The following is a 17,564-nucleotide window of genomic DNA, read 5'->3' as shown; positions in this document are numbered from 1 at the left end:
GAACCGGGCGGTCAGTCCTGCTCGCCCGGTTTCTCGTCGTCCTCGTCCTCGTCCTCGTTCTTGTCCTTGGCCGCCTGCTCCTCGCGCTCGGCCTGTTTGATCGCGGCGATCGGGTCATCGGGGATGGTGAACTCGTCCGAGCCCGCTTCCGCTCCGGCGAGCCGGTCGACGAAGTCGGTCGGGTTGTCCAGGTCCTCGGCGGTGGGCAGCAGGTCCCGGTGCGACCACAGCTTGTCCCGCTCCTCGATACCGAGCCGGTCACCGAGCAGCTTCCACAGCCCGGAGGCGGCACGCAGTTTGCGCGGCCGCAGCTCGAGGCCGACCAGGGTGGCGAAGGTGTGCTCGGCCGGTCCACCGGAGGCGCGCCGCCTGCGCAGGGTCTCGCGCAGCGCGTTCGCCCCGGGCAACCGCTCGCCGACGGCCTCGCTGACCACGACGTCGACCCAGCCCTCGACGAGCGCGAGCAGCGTCTCGAGCCTGGTGAGCGCGGCCTCCTGCTCGGGGGTCTGCTTCGGCTCGAGCATGCCCGAGCTCATCGCCTGCTCGATCGAGGCGGGGTTGTTCGGATCGATCTGTCCGGCCAGTTCCTCGAGGGCCGCGGTGTCCACGGTGATCCCGCGGGCGAACTCCTCGACGGTGGACAGCAGGCGTTCGCGCAGCCACGGCACGTGCTCGAACAGCCGCTGGTGGGCGGCTTCGCGCGCGGCCAGGAAGACCATCACCTCGGAGGCGGGGCGCTCGAGGCCTTCGGTGAACCGCTCGATGTTCGCGGGAAGCAGCGCGGCGGTGGCCGGCTTGCCGAGCGGGAGGCCGACATCGGAGGAGGTCAGCACCTCGGAGCCGAGCTGGGCGAGCGCGTTGCCCAGCTGCGAGCCGAAGGCCATCCCGCCCATCTGGCCGAGCATGCCCAGCAGCGCGCCCGCGGCCTGCTTCGCCTCTTCGGGGAGCGCTTCCACCCAGGCGCCCGACATCCGCTGGGCGACCGGGTCACACAGCCGCTGCCAGGTCTCGAGGGTGTGCTCCACCCAGTCCCGGGCCGACCAGGAGCTGATCTCGCGGGCACCCACCGGCAACGTGGTCACCGGATCGAGCCACATCTCGGCGAGATGCATCGAATCGGTGACCGCCTTCTGCTGATCGGCACCGGCGAGCCCGGCCGCGTTGGTGAGCTGCTGCACGGCGATCTGCTTGGCGAGGTCGTAGTTGACCGGTCCGCTCGACGTGCCCGCGTTCGACAGCATCTGACCGAGCTGGGAGAGCATCTGGCCGAGCTGGCCGACGTCGAAATTCTCCCCGCCGGGGCCGCCCATACCGGGCATGCCCGGCATTCCCCCGGGCAGCGCGCCGAAGCCGAACCCGCCCTGCTGCGGGCCCTGCTCGTTCTCGCCTCGCTTGTCGGGGTCCTCGGGCTCGCCCTGAGAGAACCCGAACGGCATATTGGTCATGCCTCCCACCGTACGCGGAGTGCGCGCGAAACGCGTATCGCCGCCTGCGAACAGGCCAGGTCGCCAGGGCTCTAGGCTGGCGCCCGTGAGTGAACAGACCGAGGCGCCGTCCGGGCGCAGGTGGAACAGGCGAACGTGGACGGTGCTGTTCAGTTTCGGACTGGTCATCGTGTTCGCCCTGATCGGCATCTTCGTGCGGGTTCCCTATGTGGCGGTCGGGCCCGGTCCGACCTTCAACACCCTGGGCAAACACGACGGTGCGGACGTCATCGAGATCGGCAAGGGGCCGAAGACGTATCCGACGACCGGCCAGCTGCGGATGACCACGGTCTCGCTCACCGACAACCTCAGCCTGTTCGCCGCGATGGGCCTCTGGCTCGGTGGCCGGGAGGCGCTCGCCCCGCGCGAGGCGTACTTCCCACCGGGGCAGTCCCGCCAGCAGGTCAACCAGCAGAACACCCAGGAGTTCGAGAGCTCGCAGAGCAACGCCGAGGTCGCCGCGCTGAGCTACCTGCACTTCCCGACCAAGGTGCTGGCGAACACGATCGTCAACGGCGGCCCCTCGGACAAGAAGATCAAGGCCGGCGATCAGATCCTCGCGATCGGCGGGAAGAACGTGACCACGGCCAAGCAGGTCTTCGACGTCATGCGCGGAACCAAGCCGGGGCAGTCGGTGGATGTGAAGGTCACCGCGCAGCACGGCGGGCAGCCGCGGGACGAGCAGATCAAGCTGGGCCGCAACCCGCAGGGCGCGTTCGGCTTCCTCGGGCTCACCCCGACCAACCGGGCCGATGTGCCGTTCGACATCGGCATCCGGCTCAATGACGTCGGCGGTCCCTCGGCCGGGCTGATCTTCGCGCTGTCCATCATCGACAAACTCACCCCGGAGCAGCTCACCGACGGCAAGACGATCGCGGGGACCGGGGAGATCGACAGCGAGGGCCGGGTCGGGCAGATCGGCGGGATCAACTTCAAGCTGATCGCCGCCAAGGAACAGGGCGCCTCGACCTTCCTCGTGCCCGCGGGCAACTGCGTCGAGGCGAAGGCGACCGCCCCGCAGGGAATGCAGCTGGTGAAGGTCGGTTCCCTCACCGATGCCGTCACCGACCTGCGCAAACTACGCTCCGGGCAGGCCGTCCCGCACTGCTAGGCGAGCGTGGTGCGCAGCGCCTCGACCAGGTTGGGGGCGAGGTCGGGGTGCTCCACGATCTCCTCCGGCTCTTCCTCGTCCGCCGCGGCGCGCAGCCGTAGCACGCAGGCGGCGACCTCGTTCCGGTGCACCACCGCGACCAGGCGGGCCTCCCGGCGCTGCGGGTGCTGCGCGGCGAGCTGTTCCAGGTGCTCGTCGTTCTCGCCGAGCTCGTCCACCTCGGCCTGGGCTTCGGGTGGCAGGATCACGATCTCCTGGGCGAGCGCGCAGCCGTGCACCGTCTCCGGCCATTCGATCTGCGCGAGCGCCTCGCCGATGTCCTCGGCGGGCAGTCCCTCCTGGGCGATCGGGGTGAGCTCGGCGGCCTCCGCGAGCTGCTCGGCGAGCTCGGGCTGTTCGGCGATCAGCACGCTCGTCGGAACGAGCGCGAACAGCTGTGGGCCCTGATCCCAGCCCGCCGATCCGACGAACTCTTCGATTTCGCGGGCGAGGCCACCGAGCATCGCCGCGTTCGCGTCTTGTTCTGCCACCGCCCCATCGTGGCACGCCGTGTGCATGCGGGAACTGGTGGCGTGGTCAGGCACGTTAGGGTCGGGCAAGGGGATGTACTCGACGTTGACCTGTGTGGAGCGTGTCTGGTGGCCAGTCGGCCTGCGGGAGCACTGCCGAGGTTGTCTCGGCGCAGCAAGATACTGATCGGTATCGGGGTATTCATCCTCCTGGTCCTCGTGCTCGGGAACCGGCTGCTGGCGAAATATGTGGACTGGCTCTGGTACGGCGAGGTGAACTTCCGCTCGGTGTTCGGCACCCAGCTGGTCACCGAGATCGTGCTGTTCTTCGCGGCCGGGGTGTTCATGGCGGGCGCGGTGCTGCTCGCGATGTTCCTCGCCTATCGCACCCGCCCGGTGTTCGTACCGGTGACCGGCAGCGACGACCCGCTCACCCGGTACCGCGCGACGATCGTGCGCAGGCGGAAGCTGTTCATCATCGGGATCCCGGCGCTGATCGGGCTGATCACCGGGTGGACCGCGACCGCGCAGTGGCAGACCGTGCAGCTGCTGTTCAACGGCGGCTCCTTCGGCCAGACCGATCCGCAGTTCCACATCGACATCGGCTTCTACGTCTTCACCCTGCCGTTCATCCAGTGGATCAAGAGCCTGCTGTTCGTCGCCATCACGCTGTCCTTCTTCGCGGCGCTGATCACCCATTACCTGTTCGGCGGGATCCGGCTCGCCGGGCGCGGGGGACAGATCTCGGTGCCCGCGCGCATCCACCTCGGGCTGCTCATCGGCCTGTTCGTGCTGCTCAAGGCGGGCGCCTACTACCTGGACCGGTACGAGGCACTGTTCTCCGGGCACTCGGACAAGTTCAACGGCGCCTCCTACACCGACGTGAACGCGCTGCTCCCGGCGAAGCTGATCCTGCTGTGCATCGCGGTGTTCTGCGCGGTCGCGTTCTTCGTCGGCGCGTTCATGCGCAATATGCAGCTGCCCGCGATCGCCTTCGTGCTGATGCTGCTCTCCGCGCTGCTCGTGGGAACCGTCTGGCCACTGCTGATGCAGCAGTTCTCGGTGAGCGCGAACGCGCAGCAGAAGGAAGCGCCCTATATCGAGCGCAACATCCAGGCGACCCGCCAGGCCTACGGGATCACCGGCGACAAGATCGACAGGATTCCCTACGACCCGGGCAAGTCGGCGAAGCCCATCTCCCAGGTCAGCCAGGACGACCCGACCATGTCGAACATCCGGGTGCTCGATCCGGCCATCCTCTCGCCGACGTTCACCCAGCTCGGCGCCGGGAACAAGAACTTCTACGGGTTCCCGGACAACCTGGGGATCGACCGTTACACGGTGGGCGGCAAGAAGCAGGACTACATCGTCGCCGCGCGGGAGATCGATCCGAACAAGCTCGCGAACACCCAGCGCGACTGGATCAACAAGCACCTGGTCTACACGCACGGGAACGGTTTCGTCGCGGCCCCGGCCAACCAGATCAAGTCCGGCGACGAGGGCGGTTACCCGGACATCAAGGTCAGCGATCTCGACCATCCAGGCGATGGCGGGCTGCGGGTCAACCAGCCGCGCATCTACTACGGCCTGCTCAACCGCTCGCCGGACGACTACGCGATCGTCGGCGGCGGCACCGGCGCGCCGCGCGAGTACGACGCGGACAACAAGCCCAAGTACACCTACCAGGGCTCGGGCGGGGTCCAGATCGGCAACTGGTTCAACCGGCTCGCCTTCGCCGCCTACTACACCGAACGCAACTTCCTGTTCTCGAACGATATCGACGACAGCTCGCGGGTGATCCTCAAGCGGGATCCGCGTGACCGCGTGCAGGCCGTCGCGCCCTGGCTGACCACCGACGGCGACCCGTATCCCGCGGTGGTCAACGGTCAGGTCGAATGGATCGTGGACGGGTACACCACGCTGTCCAAGTACCCGTACTCCCAGTCGACTCCGCTCGCGCAGGCGACGAACGTGTCCACGACCGGGGGCAGCGTCCGGCCCCAGGAAGACCGGAACATCGGCTACATCCGCAACTCGGTCAAGGCCACGGTGAACGCCTACACCGGCAAGGTCAGCCTCTACTCGGTCGACGAGCAGGATCCGGTGCTCAAGGCGTGGGAGCGGGTCTTCCCGGGGACCGTGAAACCCAAGAGCGCGATCCCGCCCGCCCTCTCCGAACACTTCCGCTACCCGGAGGACCTGTTCAAGGTGCAGCGGGACCTGATGGCGAAGTACCACGTCAGCAATCCCCAGGAGTTCTACTCGCAGAACAGCTTCTGGAGCGTGCCGAAGGACCCGACCTACCACGAGGAGAACACCCCGGCGGCCCAGCCAGGATTGCGGCCGAGCAGGGAAGCGCCCGGTCAGCCGCCTTATTACGTGCTCGCGCAGGCACCCGGACAGCGCTCTCCGACCTTCCAGCTGACCTCCACGTTCACCCCGCTGAACCGGCAGAACATGGCCGGCTGGCTCTCCGCGTCGAGCGATCCGCGCAACTATGGCAAGTTCACCATGCTGACCCTGCCGTCCGGGGCACAGACCAGGGGACCGTTCCAGACCCAGAACGCCTTCGACACCAACCCCGCGTTCACCACCGACCGCACCCTGTTCGGCAACAAGGACGTCGAGCCCAAGTTCGGCAACCTGCTGACCCTGCCGGTCGCGGGCGGGATCATGTACGTGGAACCGGTGTACATCCAGCGCAACGGGCAGGACTCGTATCCGAACCTGGCCAAGGTGCTCGTCTCCTACAACAACCAGGTGGGCGTCGGGAACAACCTGCAGGACGCGCTGAACAAGCTCACCCCGGGCTCGGACAGCACGCCGGGCAGCGACCAGGGCAACGAGGGGCAGCAGCCGCCGCCCTCCTCGTCCAGCCAGCCGCCGCCGAGTGGTGGCGGGGGCGGCGGGGTCAGCCCGCAGCTGTCTTCGGCCGTGCGCGACATTCAGGGCGCGCTGGAGCAGGTGCGCGACGCACAGCGCAGCGGTGACTTCGGCAAGCTCGGCGAGGCCTACAAGCAACTGGACGAGGCCACCAAGCGCTTCGAGTCCGCGCAGGGCAATCAGTCCGGTGCCAACGGCGGCCAAAGCGGAGGTGGCTGAGCGGCGAAAACGCGGTAACCACCCCCCGTGCGAGGGGCCGTGGAGGCGTGGGATAGAGTGTTCTCAACACGCCGACGCGGGGTGGAGCAGTTCGGTAGCTCGCTGGGCTCATAACCCAGAGGTCGCAGGTTCGAATCCTGTCCCCGCTACCAATTGAAATCGGGCTCCCGGAAATATCCGGGAGCCCGATTTTTTGTGCCCTCGTTTTTCCCGGAAAGCTTTGCACATTTGTCTTCCCGAACGGATTGTTCGCTCCGAAAAACGCTCCTGCGAAAACCCGGCCGCGCGCGACCGGGCGAGTGTTTCAGGGATTCGTGCCGGATGTCCGGCTCGTGCTCCGCGGGGGGTCGTCACGGATCACCGTATCGGTGATTACGGATAGAGAAGGTGGCGCCCGAGTAATGGGATGCACCTGTTCGGGTCGATCTACCACCCTGTTGGCCTAAGAAACTCCGCCTATTACGATGAATGGCCGATAGCAACTCTACTGTGTGTAGAATCGTCTCAGGCCGATTTGCGGCGTTACATCCCGCCCGTGTTCATTTTCCTGTCGGTAACGCCACTTTTCGGATAGGGCGTCGAAATAGGGTGCTCCGGGCCACTTTGTGTTCCCGGGCTTTCTTGATAATTTCCTGTCCGCTCTCGTCCAGCCATTGGTCTATGCACTGAGTCGGCGGGAATGGTGCGCTTTGGCGGGGGCAATCTTCCAGGTCATGCGAAAGGATTATTGATGCGCGGAAAGCTCCTGGCCACCAGTGGTGTGGCCGGTGTCGTCGCGGCTGCGGCGATCTTCGCGGCCACTGCACCCGCAGCGGCGGCCACGGCGAAGCCGGGTCACGGTTCCGCTTACGGTGCCGAGGCCGAAGTCAAGCTGCTCCCCGGAGTCCTGGGTGGTGTGCACGTCGGCACCGGCAAGATGGCCGCGTCGAGCACGGACGGCAAGACCAAGAACGAGGTCGTCGGCGCCGAGCTCAAGCCGATCATCAACGCCTCCGTGGTCTCGAGCTCGAGCAAGCACGACGCCAAGTCGGGCAAGGTGACCTCCTCCGCGAAGGTCGTCGACGCGACGCTCCCGCTGCTCAAGGGTGTCGTCGGCAAGACGCCGGAGGCCTCGGTGATCACCTCGAAGTGCGTCGCCACGAGCAAGGGCATCACCGGTAGCTCGGACCTCGCGAACCTCGACCTCGGCAAGCTCGGGAACATCCACGCGGGTACCCCGAACCTGAAGATCGAGATCCCCGAGGTCGCGAAGATCGTCGCGAACGAGCAGGTCAAGAACTCCGACGGCTCCCTGACCGTGAACGCGCTGCACGTGCAGCTGCTCGGCGGCAAGGTGACCAAGGCGCTCGGCAGCGGTGACATCGTGCTGGCCTCCTCCACCTGCGGCAAGGCGACCGACTCGAAGCCGAACCCGCCGACGGACAAGCCGAAGCCTCCGACGACCACCCCGCCGCACCACGGTGGCGGTGACCACAACGGTGGCGGCAACAACGGCGGCGGCGACCACAACGGTGGCGGCTCGAACGGCGGGTCCACCGGTGGCGCGACCACCCCGGGCACCCCGCAGGTCAGCGTCGTGCCGAAGGGCGCGCCGGAGACCGGTGACGGCAGCCTCGCGGCCGTGGCAGGCTGAATCTGATGCACGCCAGCACATGGCGGGCAGGACACGGCCGCCGACCACTCCGGTTGGCGGCCGTGTTGCTTGCCCTGGTAGCGACGATCACCCTGGCCGGTTGCGGCTCGGGGGACGAGGGCGCGGGCAAATCCGCGGCCAATGCCGCACCCGCGGCGGCGAAGGGGATGCCGCGTTCGGAACCGACCTGGGTGAAGGTGCCCAGCATCGACGCGAACTCCTCGCTGGTTCCGCTCGGGCTGAACAAGGACAAGACGGTCGAGATCCCGCCGGTGAGCCAGCCGCTGCAGGCGGGCTGGTACAAGTACAGCCCGACTCCGGGGCAGCTGGGTCCCTCGGTGATCCTCGGCCACATCGACGGCAATCACAAGAAGGGCATCTTCTGGCGGTTGCACGAGGTGAAAAAGGGCGCGAAGGTGCTCATCGGCCGCAAGGACGGTTCGGTGGCCACGTTCATCGTGAACAAGATCAAGCAGATCCCGAAGACGTCCTTCCCGAGCGACGAGGTCTACGGCAACACCCCGGACTCCCAGGTCCGGTTGATCACCTGTGGCGGGGAGTTCGACGCCAGCAAACGCAGCTACAAGGACAACACCATCGTCTACGGCCAGCTGCAGCAGTGATCACTTCGTCCGGCTGACGGTACGAGTGCTGTGTGTGGTGAGGTCCCGGTAGATCCGCAGCGCGCTGTGGTGATTGCGGAACTCGAACCGCGTCCCGCGCGGGCCGACCTCCCCGTCGGTCGCGAGCCGGACCGGGGCCTCACTGCGCACACTCAAGGTTTCGGCACAGTTGCGGCGGTAGGTCTTCGTCTCGTGCAGTGAACCGGTGAGCGCGGCGAGGATGAACCGCAGCCGCGAGTAGGGCCCATCGGCGAGGATGATCCGGACATCGAGCAGCCCGCTCGCCATGGACGGCCGGTATCCCGGAGTGAACTCCGAGGGCAGATAGGCGTTGTTGCCGACGAACACGGTCCACGCCCGGTGCGGTTTCCCGTCGATGGTCAGCTCGAGCGGCTCCGCGGAACGCAGCACCCGGACCAGTGCGACCGCCGCGGCGGGCCATTTGCCGATCCGGTGCTCCAGCCGTTCCCGTTCGGCCACGATCTGCGGATAGACCCCGAGGCTCGCGGTGTTCAGGATCCACCGGGGTTCGGCACCATCCACGCGCACACTCGCCAGATCGATGCGGGCGGTCGTGCCTTCGGTCGTCGCGGCCTGCGCGGGGGTTCCGCACCCGGCGTCCCGCGCGAAGTGGTTCAGCGTCCCGCTGGCGAGCACCACCAGCGGCAGTCTGGTCTCGGCCGCGATCGCCGCGATGGCGGCCACCGTTCCGTCCCCACCGGCCACTCCGAGCGCGACGGGGTTCAGCTCGGCGATCCGGGCGCGGACCAGTGCACCGAGATCCTCGCCCTCGCCCGGTTCGACCCGGTGCGCGCGCGGCCAGTTCGCCTGCACGGTGTCCCACCCGGAACCGTCCCCGGAATACGGATTCACCGCGAACAGCAGCCCCTCGCCCTCGTCCAGCCGGGGACCGTTCGCCGCGGGCGGCACACTCCTCGGCTCGTCCTCGCGAACGGGGGAGAAGTAGCTGGTCAGCAGTGCCGCCGAGGTGCCGATCAGGGTTCCGGCGACCACATCGGATGGCCAGTGCACCCCGGTGTGCACCCGCGAATAGGCCACCGCCCCGGCCAGCGGGAGGAAGGCGAGACCGGCCGGCGGGCTTTCCAGGGCGACCCCGGTCGCGAAGGCGGCGGCCGAAGCGGCATGGCCGGAGGGGAACGCGGGGGAGTTCGGTTCCCGCACCGCGCGCCGGTGCAGCGGCAGGTGCGCGCTGCTGGGCCGCTGCCTGCCGAACAGCCGCTTGCCGACCAGGTTCACGCTCGCGCTGGCGATGCCGATCGCGACCAGTCCGCGGATCGCGCCGCGGCGCGCCTGGCCGGAGCGCGCGCCGAGCACGGCTGCCGAGCAGAACCACAGCACCCCGTGGTCGGCCGCGCTGGAGAGCTGGCGCAGGGCGGAATCCACCGGAGGCGTCGACAGCCGAGCGCTGTGCCGGGTGAGCTTCCTGTCGAGTTGTCCGATCCGCTTCAGCATTGCGTGATCCTAGGAAAGCGGATGTGAGATCCGCACGTGCTCCGCTGCGCGTCCCCCGACCGTGGTGCCGATGCCGGACTCTCCCCGCTGCGGGCGAGTTTTGGGTATCCGGTTCGCAGGGCTTCCGGCTGTACAGGTTGATCATAGAGTTCTATACTTATATTCGGGCAGTGTTCCTCCGGACCCGAGGAGTCGAGATGACCGAGCACGCCTGGCGCACCTCCAGTTATTCCGGTGGCAGCGCGGAAACCTGCGTCGAGGTGGCACCACTGGCCGATGGCGGGGTGCTGTTACGGGACACGAAGGATCGCGGCCTGCCGCCGTTGCGGTACACGGCCGCGGAGTGGAGCGCGTTCCTGAAGGGGGTCAAGGACGGCGAGTTCGACTTCTGAACCGCGACTGGCCACTGTGGACAGACGGAGAACGGCGTGGCACGGTGGTTGCGTGTCTGCACTGAATGCGACCGCGGCAGCGTTGCTCGGTCTACTGCACGATGGTCCACGCACCGGCGGCGAGCTGATCTCGGCGGCGGGTGAGCGATTCGGCGCGTTCTTCAGCGTGACGCGCAGCCAGGTCTACCGGGAGCTGCCCGCCTTGGCCGAGGCCGGGCTCGTCCGGGAGGGCAAGCAGGGCCCCCGCTCCTCGCAGCAGTACCTGATCACCGCCGCGGGGAAGAAGGCCTTCAAGTCCTGGCTGACCGAAGAGCCCGGCCCGGACCACCTCCGCAGCCCCCTGTTGTTGCGTATCGCGCACGCCGACGCGCTGACTCAGAAGCAGCGCTCCGCGCTCGTGGAGCAGGCGAAGGCGCGGTACGCGGGTGAGCAGGAAGCGGCCAAGGCGGCGGCGCGTGCCGCGGACGGTCCGTACGCGAAGGCGATCGCCGAGTTCGCGAACGCGCAGAACAAGGCGTTGCTCAAACTGCTGGATTCGATCCCGACCACCTGAAGCACGGGCGACGCGACTAGGCTTGACGGTCGTGAATGCCGACGTCGCCGCCGAACTGAAAGAGCTGTCCGACACGCTTGGCAGCATCGAGGCCGTGATGGACCTCGACACGCTTCGTGCCGAGATCGCCGGGCTCGAGGAGGAGTCGACCAAGCCCGATCTGTGGGACGACCAGGAGCGGGCGCAGCGGGTGACCACCCAGCTCTCCTACAAGCAGGCCGACCTGCGCCGGGTGACCGGACTGCGGCAGCGCCTGGAGGACCTCGAGGTGCTCTACGAGCTCGCCGAGGCCGAGGAGGACAAGGCGAGCGCGGACGAGGCGAACACCGAGCTCACCAGCCTGCGAGAGGCGGTCCAGTCGCTGGAGGTGCGCACCCTGCTCTCCGGTGAGTACGACGAACGTGACGCCCTGGTCACGGTGCGCTCCGAGGCGGGCGGTGTGGACGCGGCCGACTTCGCCGAGATGCTGCTGCGCATGTACCTGCGCTGGGCGGAACGGCACGAGTACTCCACCGAGGTCTACGACACCTCCTATGCCGAGGAAGCGGGCATCCGCAGCGCCACCTTCAAGATCAGCGCCCCGTACGCCTACGGCACCCTCTCCGTCGAGCAGGGCACCCACCGGCTGGTGCGGATCTCGCCGTTCGACAACCAGGGGCGGCGCCAGACCTCCTTCGCCGGGGTCGAGGTGCTGCCCGCGGTCGAGGAGACCGACCGGGTGGAGATCGCCGAGAAGGACATCCGGGTCGACGTGTTCCGCTCCTCGGGACCGGGTGGCCAGAGCGTGAACACCACCGACTCCGCGGTGCGCATCACGCACCTGGCCACCGGCATCGTGGTGTCCTGTCAGAACGAGAAGTCGCAGCTGCAGAACAAGGCCGCCGCGCTGCGCGTGCTACAGGCCAAACTGCTCGCCAAGAAGAAGGAAGAGGAGCGCGCCGAGATGGACGCGCTCAAGGACAGCGGGTCCAGCTGGGGCAACCAGATGCGCTCCTACGTCCTGCACCCGTACCAGATGGTCAAGGACCACCGCACCGAGCACGAGACCAGTCAGACCACCGCGGTGTTCGACGGGGACATCGACCCGTTCCTGGAGGCGGGCATCCGCTGGCGGCGGCAGCGCGAACTCGGCGAGGACTGACCGCGGCGGAGTAGGACCCAGATCACTACTCCAAGCGTGTGAACGGGCGTGACCCGCCCGAGAGCAGGGTGAGACCAAAACTTCACGTGCACCCCGAGTACACTCCCCGCTCGTGATCCGGCTCGAAGGAGTATCGAAGGTCTACAAGACCTCGACGCGTCCCGCACTGCACAACGTCAGCGTCGATATGGACAAGGGAGAGTTCGTCTTCCTCATCGGCCCGTCAGGCTCGGGCAAGTCGACGTTCCTGCGGCTGCTGCTGCGCGAAGAGGTGCCGAGCAAGGGCCGGGTGTACGTGTCGAACTTCGACGTCGCCCGGATGGCCCGGCGCCGGGTGCCGCGGCTGCGTCAGTCCATCGGCTGCGTGTTCCAGGACTTCCGGCTGCTGACGAACAAGACCGTCGCGGAGAACGTGGCGTTCGCCCTCGAGGTGATCGGCAAACCGCGCAACACGATCCGCAAGGTCGTCCCCGAGGTGCTCGAGCTCGTCGGCCTTGACGGGAAGTCCGACCGGATGCCGCACGAGCTCTCCGGTGGTGAACAACAGCGGGTGGCCATCGCGCGTGCCTTCGTCAATCGGCCGCTCGTGCTGCTCGCCGACGAGCCGACGGGCAACCTGGACCCGGACACCAGCCAGGACATCATGCTGCTGCTCGAACGCATCAACCGCACGGGCACCACGGTGCTCATGGCGACCCACGACCACGGCATCGTGGACTCGATGCGCCGCCGTGTCGTGGAGCTCTCGCTCGGCGAGGTCATCAGGGATGACGCGCGGGGCGTTTACGGCGTCGGCCGCTAGCGCCGCGCGCACCCGCATGCCGACCAGACCCACCGACCGACCGAGATAGGACCCAAGTTCCCCGATGCGCGCCAGTTTCGTCTTCAGCGAGGTCCTCACCGGCCTTCGCCGCAACTTCACGATGACGATCGCGATGATCCTCACCACCGCGATCTCGTTGACGACGCTCGGCGCCGGGCTGCTCATCGTCCGCGCGGTCGGTGAGGTGCAGGAGAACTTCGCCTCGCAGACCGAGGTGCAGATCTTCCTGACCAACGACTCCTCGGCCACCGACACCAGCTGCTCGCAGAGCCCGTGCGCGGACCTGAAGTCCCAGCTGCAGAACACCTACGGCGTGCGCGAGGTGAACTACGAGAACCGGCACCAGGTCTTCGAGCGATTCAAGAAGATCTTCGCCGCGCAGCCCCAGCTCGTCGAACTGACCAGGGAACAGGCGCTGCCCGCGACCCTGCACGTCAAGACGAATCCGGGTACCCCGACCGAAGTGCTCGCGCAGCAGTTCAAGAACCGGCCGGGGGTGAAATCCATCGGCGATCAGGGCCAGTTCGTGCGCGACCTGTTCAGCAAGCTCAACACGATCCGGGATGTCGCCTTCGGGTTCGCCGTCGTGCTCGCGGTCGCGGCATTACTGCTGATCTCCAATACCGTGCAGCTCTCCGCGTTCAACCGGCGGACCGAGGTCGGCATCATGCGGCTCGTCGGCGCGACCCGGTGGTATACCCAGCTGCCCTTCCTGCTGGAGGCGGTGGTTTCCGGCCTTGTCGGTGCGGTCATCGGAATCGGTGGCCTGCTCGCCCTGGTCGGCGCGGTCTTCGGCGGCGGCGGATCCTCCATCGGCGGCATCGTGACCAGTATGGGGATCGGCGATGTGCTGCTGGTCTCGCCGATCCTGCTCGGGGTGTCCATCGTGATCTCCGCGCTCACCGGCTACGTGACGCTCAGGCTCTACGTGCGCCACTGAGCACTGTCCCGGAAACGGGTTGAGTGGGGCGCGGGTAGCGGAACCTCCGGCGCCCCCTCGCTCCGGGATCGTCTCCTCATGTATGCCGATACACCACGTCGGCGCTGTCCTCGCGAGGAAACACCGGAGAACCCGCCACGGTGCGAGCTGCACGGGCGGCGGAAACGCGGCTCCGCCGCTTCGGAACACCGCCTGGCACGGGAAAGCGTTCGCGAGCGCCCGTAGAATGGGTTCTCATGGCCAAGGAACGCGGACAGCGGGTGATCGCGAGCAACCGGAAGGCGCGGCACGACTACGAGATCCTCGACATCTACGAGGCGGGGATCGCGCTCGTGGGTACCGAGGTGAAAAGCCTGCGCCACGGCCGGGTCTCGCTCGCGGACGCGTACGCGAGCGTGGACGACGGGGAGATCTTCCTGCGCGGGCTGCACGTGCCCGAGTACACGCACGGTTCCTGGACCAACCACGAGCCGCGGCGGGTGCGCAAACTATTGCTGCACCGCAAGGAGATCGCGAAGCTCATCGGCAAGACCCATGAGGGCGGGCTGACCCTTGTCCCGCTCTCGCTGTACTTCAAGGACGGCTACGCCAAGGTGGAGCTCGCCCTGGCCAGGGGCAAGAAGGCGCACGACAAACGCCAGGCCATCGCGAAACGGGACGCGCAGCGCGAGATCCAGCGCGCCATGGGCCGGTTCGCGAAGGGCAGGGATCTCGCATGAGCGCGCCCACGTCCGGGCCCGCCGGGGACGCCGAGATCGCCTCCTGGGTTCGCGGCCTCGGCCTTCCGGGCCTGGTGGATCTGCACGTGCATTTCCTGCCGAAACCCGTGCTGGACAAGGTGTGGGCGTACTTCGACCGGGCCAGTGAGCACTACGGCACGGAATGGCCGATCCACTACCGGCTGCCCGAGGCGGAACGGATCGAGAAGCTGCGCGAGTTCGGGGTGCGCGGCTTCGCTCCGCTGGTGTACCCGCACAAACCCGAAATGGCGGCCTGGCTTTCCGAATGGGCGAGGGAATTCGCCGATCGGGTGCCCGAGGCCGTGCCCACCTGCACGATCTACCCGGAACCCGGGGTCGCCGACTACGTGCGGCAGGCGATCGAGTCGGGGGCGCGGGCGGCCAAGGCGCACGTTCAGGTCGGCGCCTACGATCCGCGCGATCCCCTGCTGTCCAAGGCATGGGGGCTGCTCGCGGAGGCCGGGATCCCGGTGATCGTGCACTGCGGGCACGGCCCGATCCCCGGCGCGCACACCGGGATGGACGTGTTCGGTGAGGTGCTTGCCGCGCATCCACGGCTGACCGCGGTGCTCGCGCACGCCGGGATGCCCGACTACGCGGGTGCGCTCGAGCTGGTGCACCGCTACCCGAACGTGCACCTGGACACGACCATGGTCGGGACCCCGTTCACCGAGCGGTTGATGGCCGTTCCCGCGGACTGGCCCGCCCGGATCGCCGACTGCGCCGACCGGATCGTGCTCGGCACCGACTTCCCGAACATCCCCTATGACTACGCGACCCAGCTGCGGGCGATCGCAGACTGGGCCGCGCGGGACGACCGGCTGGGGGAACGGTTCCTGCGTTCGGTGCTCTACGAGGCCCCGGCCCGCTTGCTCGCCTTCACCGGCTGAGCCGGTTTGCCCGGCTGCGTCGCCGTGACCACCATGGACTGCATGATCAGCCCGTAGTTGTAGCCGAGGCCGCCGCTGCTGCGGGTGATGTTCTCCAGTCCGGCCTCGGTGAGCGCCTCGACATACTCCTTGGTGCGCCCGATGTCCGCGATCACGAGTTTGCCGCCGGGTTTGAGCACCCGGGCGGCCTCGGTCACCGCGGCCTTGCGCTCCTCGGCCCCCTTGAGGTTGTGGAACACCGCCGCGGAGAGCACCACGTCGAAGCGCGCCTTCTTCCAGGGCAGCTCGCGCAGGTCGGCGGTGCGCAGCTCGACCCGGTCGGCGACCCCTTCGGCCTCCGCGTTCGCCATCGTCGCGGACTCCGCATTGCCCGACTGGTCCTTGGTCCGCCACAGGTCGACACCGGTGACCTTGCCCTCGGGTACCCGCTTCGCCGCGGCGATGAGCACCATTCCGCGGCCGCAGCCCGCGTCCAGGATCTGCTCGTCCCCGCGCAGTTCGAGGCGATCGAGCAGGCGCTCCCAGGCGAGGAACTTGCCCTTCTTGGTCGCGTACAGGTAGCTGACCGCCTGCGCGATCTCGAAGGCGGCGCCGGCGAACGGGAACGCCGCCCACCACCCGGCCATGATCACGAACCCGATGCCGACTCCGATCAGCGCGATCGCGCCGAGGATCATGCCGACGGGGGCCGAGGGTGCGTCGATGCCGTAGGAGGCTTTTCTGTCGTTCGCCATTCCGGCGATGGTAGAGCACGCCTGATGACTCCATGTCCTGCTACGCGGGGCCAGATCCGCGCCTTGCGGCGTTGTCCTCCTCCCGCGCAGCGCCGCTGCTGACGAGCGTCCGCCTTGCAATGCACTTCCTCGGGTGCGGGTGTCCCGCAGGACTCTGTGGCTCCCGCTCGCGACGGACGAGAGTCATCAGACGCACTCTTAACGGTTCTCCAGGAACGTCAGGACCGCGCGTACCCTGCGGTGTTCCTCGCTTGTCACCTCGAGTCCGAGTTTGGCGAAGATGTTCCCGATGTGCTTTTCCACCGCGCCGTCGGAGACCACGAGGGTGCGCGCGATCGAGGTGTTCGACGCGCCCTGGGCCATGAGTTCCAGCACGGTGCGCTCGCGCGCGGTGAGCGCGGCGATCGGGTCCTTGCGGCTGCGCACGAGCAATTGGGACACCACCTCGGGATCGATACTGGTACCGCCGCCCGCGACATTGCGCACCGCGGCGAGGAAGTCGGTGACATCGGCGACCCGTTCCTTGAGCAGATAACCGACCGCGCCGCCGCCCCCGGAGATGAGCTCGACCGCGTACTGCTCCTCCACGTACTGGGAGAGCACGAGCACCGGGAGCCCGGGCACGAGTTCGCGGGCCTTCAGCGCGGCGCGCAGCCCCTCATCGGTGAACGTCGGCGGCATGCGCACATCCACGATCGCCAGATCCGGCCGGTGTTCGAGTACCGCGTCCGGCAGCGAATCCCCGTCCGCGACCGCGGCCACCGTCTCGATGCCGTCGTCGGCGAGCAGGCGCTGCACGCCCTCGCGAAGCAGGACCGAATCCTCGGCGATCACGGCGCGCATGGGTTCTCCTTTAACGTGTACATGGCAGATCGGCACGGACCACGGTAGGGCCGCCGATGGGGGAGAACACCGTCACCACACCGTCGATCGAGGCGGCCCGGTCGGCAAGCCCGGAAAGCCCGCCGCCCTGGGTGAGCACGGCGCCACCCTTCCCGTCATCGGTCACCTCGACGACCACGGTGTCCTCGGTGCGCTGCACCCGCACCTGGGCGGAGTTCGCCCCCGCGTGCTTGGCCAGGTTCGTCAGCGATTCGCCGACCAGGAAGTAGGCGGTCGACTCCACCGCTGTCGGCGGGCGCGGGTCCACGTTCACCGAGACCTCCACGGGTACCGGGCACTTCGCGGCGAGCGCGGACAGCGCGGCGTCCAGTCCACGGTCCCCGAGCACCGCGGGATAGATGCCCCTCGCCAGATCGCGCAGTTCCGCGATCGCCTGCTTCGCGTCCGCGTGCGCCTCCTCGATCAGCGAGCTCGCGCCCTCCGGATCCTCGGCGAGCTTGCTGCGTGCCCTGCCGAGTCCCATCGCCACCGCGACCAGCCGCTGCTGTGCCCCGTCGTGCAGATCGCGCTCGA

At 67.8% G+C, this 17,564-nt stretch carries 17 protein-coding genes and 1 tRNA gene; 12 read left to right on the top strand and 6 right to left on the bottom strand.

Annotated features, from left to right (window positions below):
* Positions 1–11: 11 nt before the first annotated feature.
* Positions 12–1,445: a zinc-dependent metalloprotease gene (locus tag AD72_RS23550; protein ID WP_031468745.1), complete on the bottom strand. Its 1,434-nt coding sequence runs from the start codon at positions 1,443–1,445 to the stop codon at positions 12–14.
* Between the two features lie 85 nt (positions 1,446–1,530).
* On the opposite strand from AD72_RS23550, the gene AD72_RS23545 reads away from it, so the two are divergent.
* Positions 1,531–2,595, top strand: coding sequence for a YlbL family protein (locus tag AD72_RS23545; protein WP_231644941.1), 1,065 nt, complete (start codon positions 1,531–1,533; stop codon positions 2,593–2,595).
* Here the strand turns inward: AD72_RS23545 and AD72_RS23540 are convergent.
* Positions 2,592–3,125 carry a PPA1309 family protein gene (locus AD72_RS23540; protein ID WP_156365343.1) on the bottom strand — a complete coding sequence of 178 codons (534 nt, stop codon included), beginning with the start codon at positions 3,123–3,125 and terminating at the stop codon, positions 2,592–2,594. The genes AD72_RS23545 and AD72_RS23540 overlap by 4 nt on opposite strands.
* Before the next feature lie 108 nt (positions 3,126–3,233).
* Between AD72_RS23540 and AD72_RS23535 the strand changes: the two genes are divergently transcribed.
* From AD72_RS23535 to AD72_RS23520, 4 genes are all read left to right on the top strand, one after another.
* On the top strand, positions 3,234–6,206 hold the full coding sequence (locus tag AD72_RS23535) for a UPF0182 family protein (protein ID WP_031468742.1): 2,973 nt from the start codon (positions 3,234–3,236) through the stop codon (positions 6,204–6,206).
* Positions 6,207–6,281: 75 nt separating this feature from the next.
* Positions 6,282–6,358: transfer RNA gene (locus tag AD72_RS23530), tRNA-Met, on the top strand.
* A gap of 578 nt (positions 6,359–6,936) precedes the next feature.
* Positions 6,937–7,839 (top strand): choice-of-anchor P family protein, encoded by a 903-nt coding sequence (locus tag AD72_RS23525; RefSeq protein WP_031468741.1) that lies wholly within the window; start codon positions 6,937–6,939, stop codon positions 7,837–7,839.
* Between the two features lie 5 nt (positions 7,840–7,844).
* Positions 7,845–8,462, top strand: a complete 618-nt coding sequence (locus AD72_RS23520; RefSeq protein WP_051898926.1) for a class F sortase — start codon at positions 7,845–7,847, stop codon at positions 8,460–8,462.
* Here the strand turns inward: AD72_RS23520 and AD72_RS23515 are convergent, their stop codons facing one another.
* Positions 8,463–9,935: a bifunctional phosphatase PAP2/diacylglycerol kinase family protein gene (locus AD72_RS23515; protein WP_037347126.1), complete on the bottom strand. Its 1,473-nt coding sequence runs from the start codon at positions 9,933–9,935 to the stop codon at positions 8,463–8,465.
* A 197-nt stretch (positions 9,936–10,132) separates the two neighbouring features.
* Here AD72_RS23515 and AD72_RS23510 point away from each other — a divergent pair, with 197 nt between their 5' ends.
* From AD72_RS23510 to AD72_RS23480, 7 genes are all read left to right on the top strand, one after another.
* Positions 10,133–10,327 (top strand): DUF397 domain-containing protein, encoded by a 195-nt coding sequence (locus AD72_RS23510; protein ID WP_031468738.1) that lies wholly within the window; start codon positions 10,133–10,135, stop codon positions 10,325–10,327.
* 52 nt (positions 10,328–10,379) lie between these two features.
* Positions 10,380–10,880: a PadR family transcriptional regulator gene (locus AD72_RS23505; RefSeq protein ID WP_031468737.1), complete on the top strand. Its 501-nt coding sequence runs from the start codon at positions 10,380–10,382 to the stop codon at positions 10,878–10,880.
* A gap of 31 nt (positions 10,881–10,911) precedes the next feature.
* A complete protein-coding gene (gene prfB / locus AD72_RS23500; protein WP_031468736.1) occupies positions 10,912–12,021 on the top strand; it encodes a peptide chain release factor 2 in 1,110 nt (369 codons plus the stop codon).
* Between the two features lie 112 nt (positions 12,022–12,133).
* Complete coding sequence (gene ftsE / locus AD72_RS23495) at positions 12,134–12,823, top strand: cell division ATP-binding protein FtsE (RefSeq protein WP_031468735.1); 690 nt, start codon at positions 12,134–12,136, stop codon at positions 12,821–12,823.
* Between the two features lie 64 nt (positions 12,824–12,887).
* The gene (gene ftsX / locus AD72_RS23490; RefSeq protein ID WP_031468734.1) at positions 12,888–13,784 is read left to right on the top strand and encodes a permease-like cell division protein FtsX; all 897 of its coding nucleotides are present in this window, start codon (positions 12,888–12,890) and stop codon (positions 13,782–13,784) included.
* Positions 13,785–14,020: 236 nt separating this feature from the next.
* Positions 14,021–14,503: an SsrA-binding protein SmpB gene (gene smpB, locus AD72_RS23485; RefSeq protein WP_031468733.1), complete on the top strand. Its 483-nt coding sequence runs from the start codon at positions 14,021–14,023 to the stop codon at positions 14,501–14,503.
* Positions 14,500–15,414: an amidohydrolase family protein gene (locus tag AD72_RS23480; RefSeq protein WP_031468732.1), complete on the top strand. Its 915-nt coding sequence runs from the start codon at positions 14,500–14,502 to the stop codon at positions 15,412–15,414. Before smpB ends, AD72_RS23480 begins: the two co-directional genes overlap by 4 nt.
* Here AD72_RS23480 and AD72_RS23475 read toward each other — a convergent pair.
* From AD72_RS23475 to AD72_RS23465, 3 genes are all read right to left on the bottom strand, one after another.
* Positions 15,375–16,148 (bottom strand): class I SAM-dependent methyltransferase, encoded by a 774-nt coding sequence (locus AD72_RS23475; protein WP_051898925.1) that lies wholly within the window; start codon positions 16,146–16,148, stop codon positions 15,375–15,377. The two genes, AD72_RS23480 and AD72_RS23475, sit on opposite strands and share 40 nt — an antisense overlap.
* Positions 16,149–16,346: 198 nt before the next feature.
* Positions 16,347–16,991 carry a response regulator transcription factor gene (locus AD72_RS23470; RefSeq protein WP_020497658.1) on the bottom strand — a complete coding sequence of 215 codons (645 nt, stop codon included), beginning with the start codon at positions 16,989–16,991 and terminating at the stop codon, positions 16,347–16,349.
* Between the two features lie 10 nt (positions 16,992–17,001).
* Positions 17,002–17,564, bottom strand: a 563-nt coding sequence (locus tag AD72_RS23465) for a sensor histidine kinase (protein WP_031468730.1), incomplete at its 5' end; no start/stop codon positions are given.

This window comes from Sciscionella sediminilitoris (genome assembly GCF_000737195.2).
GTDB classification, from domain to species: Bacteria; Actinomycetota; Actinomycetes; order Mycobacteriales; family Pseudonocardiaceae; genus Sciscionella; species Sciscionella sediminilitoris.
This window is presented reverse-complemented; position numbering and strand designations above follow the sequence as displayed.